Genomic DNA, 6,603 nt, shown 5'->3' on the forward strand with positions numbered 1-6,603 from the left:
GTCATCTCCGGCTTTTCAGCTCATCCAGTTGCCGCCATCGACATTATATGTCTGGGCGAGAATATAGTCGCTGTCGGAAGAGGCGAGGAAAACCGCCAGCCCCTTGATGTCGTCAGGCGTGGCGAAACGGCCGATCGGCACGGATTTGGCCACCGCCGCCTTCTTCTCGCCGGGCTTCAGTCCTTCCCACTTGGCGAAATGCGCATCGACCACTTCCCAGTGTTCGCCATCCACGACACCCGGCGCAATGGCGTTGACGTTGATGCCGTGTTTGACGAGCGCCAGCGCCGCCGATTGCGTGGCGGAAATGATCGCCGCCTTGGAGGCGCAATAAAGCGTCACCAGCGCCTCGCCGCGCCGTCCGGCCTGGCTTGCCATATTGATGATCTTGCCGCCGCGCGCGCGCTCGATCATGACATTGGAGACGGCCTTCATCATGAACAGCGGTCCCTTGAGATTGATGTCAAACACCCGCTCATAGCTCTCTTCGGTAATGCCGTTGATCGGCGCCATATCGAAGATCGCGGCATTGTTGACGAGAATATCGATGCCGCCGAATTCCTCATCCACCGCCTTTACCACCGCATCGATCCCGGTGAGGTCGGTCACATCCAGCCGCACCGCCTTTGCCGAGGGGCCAATGGCGGCGGCGGACGCCGTCGCGCGGGCGATATCGATATCGGCGATGATGACCTTTGCGCCCTCAGCGGCGAAAGCCTGCGCAAAACCAAGGCCGATACCGCGGGCAGCGCCGGTGATCAGCGCAACCTTGTTGTTCAATCTCATGTCGATCTCCGTGATGCATGGCGGGCAGTCGATGAATTCGGCCCTGCGTTTGTTGTTAGATGCGATTCCCCCCCTCATTCCTGTGCTTGTCACAGGAATCCAGCCGACGCGTGTCTACGCGGCGAGAGAGTCTTTTCAGCCCAAGGACTTGGGCTGGCTGGATTCCTGTGACAAGCACAGGAATGAGGGCGGCGGGTGTGTGAAACCACCCATGCCGCCCGCCACCAGGAGGCGAACGGGCGGCACGCCGGGAGGACGCGGCTACTTGATGTAGCCCGCGCGGGTCATGTCACGCTCGACCTGTTTCTGCGCGCCTTCGAGCGCCGCATCGACGGTCTGCTGGCCGGAAAGGGCTGCCGCGATCTGCTGGCCGACAACCGTGCCGATGGACTGGAATTCCGGTATGGCGACGAATTGCACGCCGGTATAGGGCACCGGATCCTTTGTCGGTTTGGACGGATCGGCGGACATGATGGCTTTCAGTACCGTATCCGCAAAGGGCGCGGCCTTCTTGTATTCCGGCAGCTCATAGGTGGATTTGCGCGTCCCCGGCGGCACGGCCACCCAGCCTTCGCTTTCACCAACCGTCTTTACATAGGACTTCGAAGTCGCCCATTTGACGAAGGACTTGGCGGTTTCAAGCTTCTTCGTACTGTTTGGAATTGCAAGGTTCCACGACCACGACCAGCTGGACCCGTTCGGCGTCGCTTCGACCGGCGCGCGCGTGAAAGCGGTCTTGTCGGCAACCTGGCTCTGCTTGGGATCATAAACGCGGCCCGCCGCCGAGGTGGCGTCGATCCACATGGCGCAACGGCCGGAGGAAAACAGGGTCTGGTTCTCGTTGAAGCCGTTGGCGGCCGCACCGGGCGGACCATAAGAGGTCATCAGCGCCACATAATCGGCGATCGCCTTTTTCCACGGCTCGCTCGTCAGCTGCGGTTTCCAGTCCATGTCGAACCAGCGTCCGCCATAGGTATTGATCATGGTGCCGAGGAAAGCCATGTTCTCGCCCCAGCCCGGCTTGCCGCGCAGGCAGATGCCATATTGCTGTTTCGACTTGTCGGTCAGCTTGGCGGCGAAATCCTTGATCTGGGCGTAGCTCGGATTGTCCGGCATCTTCAGGCCGGCGGCGTCGAACAGGTCCTTGCGGTAAAGCGTAAACGAGCTTTCGGTGTAGAAGGGCACGGCATAAAGCTTGCCGTCCACCGTCAGGCCTTTTTTGATCGGGTCGAGCAGATCGGCGTAATCGTAGTCGTCGCCGAGATCGTCGACCGGGGCCAGCCAGCCCTGCTTGCCCCAGATCGGCGCTTCGTAACCGCCGATGGTCATGACGTCGAACTGGCCGCCATTGGTGGCGATATCGGTGGTGACACGTTCGCGCAGAACATTCTCTTCCAGCACGATCCAGTTGATCTTGTTTCCAGTTTCCTTCTCCCAGGCGCTGGAAAGCTTCTGCATGATGATCATGTCGCCATTGTTGACGGTGGCGATGTTGATTTCTTCCGCCTGTGCCAGCCCGGCCAGAAGGCCTGCTCCCACCACAGACGACGACAGAATTCCGATGAATTTGTTCATGAGACCCGCTCCTCCTTTACGGATGTCCACGCACAACAATACATGCGTAAATTTTTTATCTCGCAAAATCACGCTTGTTGTCAACATCCAAAAATAAACAAGGACGTGACAACGCTTGCGCAAAAGACGTTAAATCTTTGTTTTAAAGCGAATATTGTCAACAAAAATTATTAACAAGCCGATTTTTCTTGCTGCGACGCAACATGTTTTTCATCATTTAATATCTTGACGCGCGTAAATTTTAACTGATATCCGGAAAACAACGAACCCGAAATGCCGGGGATTTTCACCCGTCGGAAGGATGGGAGCTGACTGCATATGGAGGAGACGATGAGGCAGGCATCCGCACTGGCGCCGCACATGAAAGGCCCGACCATCACGGCCGGCGAAATCCTCGTGGAGATCATGGCGACGACGGTGGGCGACGGTTTTCTGAAGCCGCAGACGCTGATCGGCCCTTTTCCGAGCGGCGCGCCCGCCATCTTCATCGATCAGGTGGCGCGGTGCGGCGGGACCGCCGGCATCATCGCTGCGGTGGGCGACGATGATTTCGGCCGCCTCAATATTGAGCGGCTGCGTCGCGACGGCGTGGATGTCTCGGCCATCGCCACCATAGCGGACCGGCCGACCGGCAGTGCTTTCGTGCGCTACCGCGAAAACGGCGCACGCGATTTCGTTTTCAACATCGCCCATTCGGCGGCCAGCGAAACACGGATGACCGATGAGGCGCAGGCGCTCATCGAAAAGGCGGGCCATGTGCACGTCATGGGATCGGCTTTCGCGATTGCCGGCATTGGCGCGATCATTCTCGAGGCCGTTAAAAGCGTCAAAGCGCGCGGCGGTTCGGTTTCCTTCGATCCGAACATTCGCAAGGAACTGGCGCAGGGCGACGAAGGCCGCAGGCTGATCGATGACCTCCTTGGCGTCACGGACCTCCTGCTGCCCTCCGGCGAAGAGCTCCAGGCCGCCTCGGGTCTGGATGACGAGGACGCGGCGATCGAAAAGCTGCTCGCGTCGGGCATCGGCGAGATCGTGCTGAAACGCGGCGCTAACGGCGCAAGCCATTTCAGCCGCGCCCATGGGCGCATCGACGCCCCCGGCCTGATGGTGGAGGAAATCGACCCGACCGGTGCCGGCGACTGTTTCGGCGCAACCTACCTCACCTGCCGCCGCCTCGGCATGCATCCCCGACAGGCGCTCGCGTATGCAAACGCATCAGGCGCCCACAACGTCATCAGGCGCGGCCCGATGGAGGGTGCCGCCAGCCTTGCCGAACTTGACGCCTTCATCGCCACACAATTGTCGGAGGAAACGCTATGACCGGCGTTCTGGAAAATCTCGCCACGGCGCGTCGCGCCGGCAAGCCTGCGGGCATCACGTCAGTCTGTTCGGCCCACCCCGTCGTGCTGCGCGCCGCGATCCGCCGCGCCGCCGCCAGCAAGACAGCAGTGCTGATCGAGGCGACCTGCAATCAGGTCAATCATCTCGGCGGTTATACCGGCATGACCCCGCGTGACTTTATCGCCTTCGTCAACAGCATCGCTGCGGAAGAAGGGCTGCCCGGCGAGCTTCTGATTTTCGGCGGCGATCATCTCGGCCCCAACCCGTGGCGCAAGGAGAAGGCCGAGGAAGCGCTGACAAAAGCCGCCGCCATGGTCGAGGCCTATGTTACCTCGGGCTTTCGCAAGATCCACCTTGATGCCTCGATGGGCTGCGCCGGTGAGCCGGCGGCATTGGACGACGTAACGATTGCCCACCGCGCCGCGAAACTCGCGGCCGTCGCCGAAAAGGCCGCCGCTGAGGCCGGCCTGCCCAAGCCGCTTTATATTCTCGGCACCGAAGTGCCGGTACCGGGCGGCGCAGACCACGTGCTCGACACGGTCGCACCAACGCAGCCGCAGGCGGCGCGTAACACCATTGAACTTCACCGCGAGATATTCGCACAGCACGGTCTTTCGCAAGCGTTCGAACGGGTCATCGCCTTTGTCGTGCAGCCCGGCGTGGAATTCGGCAGCGACAATGTCGTCGCTTATGATCCGCAGGCGGCCACAGCGCTCAGCGCCGTGCTGGACGGCGAACCGCAACTGGTCTTCGAAGCCCATTCGACCGATTACCAGACCGAGACCGCACTTGCCGCACTCGTGCATGACGGATATCCGATCCTCAAAGTGGGACCGGGCCTGACCTTCGCTTACCGGGAAGCGCTTTATGCGCTTGATATGATCGCCTCCGAAATGATCGGCTCTTATGGTGCGCGGCCGCTGGCGCGGACCATGGAAAAACTGATGTTAAGCGCGCCGGGCGACTGGCAGGGCCATTACCACGGCGACGACATCACGCTCCGATTGCAGCGCCACTATAGCTACAGCGACCGCATCCGCTATTACTGGACACGGCCGGAAGCGCTTGCAGCCGTTTCCGCCTTGCATAAGGCGCTGGATGGGAAGACTATTCCCGAAACCCTGCTGCGCCAATATCTCGGCGAATTGCCGCTCGCAACGGTTGCGGGCGAGGACGCGGAAGAGATTTTGATCGCGGCTGTGGATCAGGTGCTGGCGACCTATCACGCGGCGACGGGCGAAGGCCGCCACTGACGCCAATCATAAATCCGGATGCCCCTGCGGCAGAGGCCGCCGGAGCGAAATGGGGGAAGTGCGAGCGGTTTTCATCTGAAATCCGGCTCAAACTTATAACTGTATTCGTGAGGGAGGACTACCAATGGCAACACGAAACACGAGCGGCCTTGCGCGGGTCATGCTTGCGCCATCGGTGCTGTTATTGCTGGTGTGGATGATCGTGCCTCTGGCGATGACGCTGTGGTTCTCGTTCCAGAACTACAATCTCCTGAACCCGGCCAATGTCAGCTTTGCCGGCCTGTTCAATTACCAGTATTTCTACACCGACCCGGCCTTCTTCCAGTCGATCTGGAACACGCTGCTGATCGTCGGCGGCGTGCTGCTGATCACCGTCATCGGCGGCATCGCCATTGCGCTCTTGCTCGACAATGACATTTTCGGCCAGGGCATCGTGCGCATCATGATCATCTCGCCCTTCTTCGTCATGCCGCCTGTCGCAGCTTTGGTGTGGAAGAACATGATCATGCATCCCGGTTACGGCGTGCTCGCCGATCTCTCGCGCTTCTTCGGTTTCCAGCCGGTCGACTGGTTTGCGCAGTTTCCGCTGCTGTCGATCATCATCATCGTCGCCTGGCAATGGCTGCCGTTTGCGACGCTGATCCTCTTGACCGCCCTGCAATCGCTCGATGGCGAACAGAGGGAAGCCGCAGAGATGGATGGCGCCAACTTCGTCAACCGCTTCATCTATCTGACCCTGCCGCACCTATCGCGCGCCATCACCGTCGTCATCTTGATCCAGACGATCTTCCTGCTCGGCGTCTACGCGGAAATCCTCGTCACCACCAATGGCGGGCCGGGTTATGCCTCCACCAACCTCGCCTTCCTCATCTATCGCACGGCGCTTCTGGGGTACGACGTCGGCGGCGCATCGGCCGGCGGCATCATCGCCGTCGTGCTCGCCAATATCGTCGCCATCTTCCTGATGCGCGCCGTCGGCAAGAATTTGGACCGTTAAGGAGAACCGATCATGGCCCGCAAGACAACCACACGCGCAAAGATCGGCTTTTCCATCGCGGCATGGGCGGTTGCCCTGCTGCTGTTCTTCCCGATCCTTTACGCCTTCCTCACCTCGCTCAAGACCGAGCCCGAGGCGATATCAGGCTTCAGCCTCATTCCATCAGGCACGCTGGAAAACTACATCACCGTCCAGACCCAGCGCGATTACTTCAAGCCGTTCATGAACTCGGTGGTGCTGTCGCTCGGCTCAACGATCATCGCGCTGATCATCGCCATTCCCGCCGCCTGGGCCATGGCGTTCTCGCCGACCAAACGCACCAAGGACATTTTGATGTGGATGCTCTCCACCAAGATGATGCCGGCGGTCGCCGTCTTGGTGCCGATCTACCTGATCTTCCGCAATGCCGGCCTGCTCGATAGCCGCATCGGGCTCACCATCATGCTCACCTTCATCAACCTGCCGATCGTGGTGTGGATGCTTTACACTTACTTTCGGGAAATCCCCGGCGAGATCCTCGAAGCGTCGCGCATGGATGGCGCATCGTTGTGGAACGAGATCGTCCATGTGTTGACGCCAATGGCGGTGCCCGGCATCGCCTCGACGCTGCTGCTCAACGTCATCCTCGCCTGGAACGAATCCTTCTGGACC

General features: G+C 60.2%; 6 protein-coding genes. 4 read left to right on the top strand and 2 right to left on the bottom strand.

Annotated elements, in window-relative coordinates:
• Positions 1–15 precede the first annotated feature (15 nt).
• Positions 16–786, bottom strand: coding sequence for a galactitol 2-dehydrogenase (locus tag FCH38_RS20770; RefSeq protein ID WP_174374996.1), 771 nt, complete (start codon positions 784–786; stop codon positions 16–18).
• Positions 787–1,047: 261 nt separating this feature from the next.
• The gene (locus FCH38_RS20775) at positions 1,048–2,361 is read right to left on the bottom strand and encodes an ABC transporter substrate-binding protein (RefSeq protein ID WP_174374997.1); all 1,314 of its coding nucleotides are present in this window, start codon (positions 2,359–2,361) and stop codon (positions 1,048–1,050) included.
• A 330-nt stretch (positions 2,362–2,691) separates the two neighbouring features.
• Between FCH38_RS20775 and FCH38_RS20780 the strand changes: the two genes are divergently transcribed.
• The 4 genes from FCH38_RS20780 to FCH38_RS20795 form a co-directional block, all read left to right on the top strand.
• A complete protein-coding gene (locus FCH38_RS20780) occupies positions 2,692–3,681 on the top strand; it encodes a tagatose kinase (RefSeq protein WP_174374998.1) in 990 nt (329 codons plus the stop codon).
• Positions 3,678–4,955, top strand: coding sequence for a D-tagatose-bisphosphate aldolase, class II, non-catalytic subunit (locus tag FCH38_RS20785; protein ID WP_174374999.1), 1,278 nt, complete (start codon positions 3,678–3,680; stop codon positions 4,953–4,955). Before FCH38_RS20780 ends, FCH38_RS20785 begins: the two co-directional genes overlap by 4 nt.
• Positions 4,956–5,079: 124 nt before the next feature.
• Entirely contained in the window at positions 5,080–5,952 is an 873-nt protein-coding gene (locus FCH38_RS20790) for a carbohydrate ABC transporter permease (RefSeq protein WP_149901728.1), read from the top strand.
• A gap of 12 nt (positions 5,953–5,964) precedes the next feature.
• A partial coding sequence (locus tag FCH38_RS20795) for a carbohydrate ABC transporter permease (RefSeq protein WP_174375000.1) occupies positions 5,965–6,603 on the top strand: 639 nt, incomplete at its 3' end.

The organism is Agrobacterium tumefaciens, from assembly GCF_013337285.1.
GTDB classification, from domain to species: domain Bacteria; phylum Pseudomonadota; class Alphaproteobacteria; order Rhizobiales; family Rhizobiaceae; genus Agrobacterium; species Agrobacterium burrii.

What these genes read in the sequence shown, in the direction of transcription:
- FCH38_RS20770 (WP_174374996.1), bottom strand. Translation starts at nt 786, where the DNA reads ATGAGATTGAACAACAAGGTTGCGCTGATCACCGGCGCTGCCCGCGGT.
- FCH38_RS20775 (WP_174374997.1), bottom strand. Translation starts at nt 2,361, where the DNA reads ATGAACAAATTCATCGGAATTCTGTCGTCGTCTGTGGTGGGAGCAGGC.
- FCH38_RS20780 (WP_174374998.1), top strand. Translation starts at nt 2,692, where the DNA reads ATGAGGCAGGCATCCGCACTGGCGCCGCACATGAAAGGCCCGACCATC.
- FCH38_RS20785 (WP_174374999.1), top strand. Translation starts at nt 3,678, where the DNA reads ATGACCGGCGTTCTGGAAAATCTCGCCACGGCGCGTCGCGCCGGCAAG.
- FCH38_RS20790 (WP_149901728.1), top strand. Translation starts at nt 5,080, where the DNA reads ATGGCAACACGAAACACGAGCGGCCTTGCGCGGGTCATGCTTGCGCCA.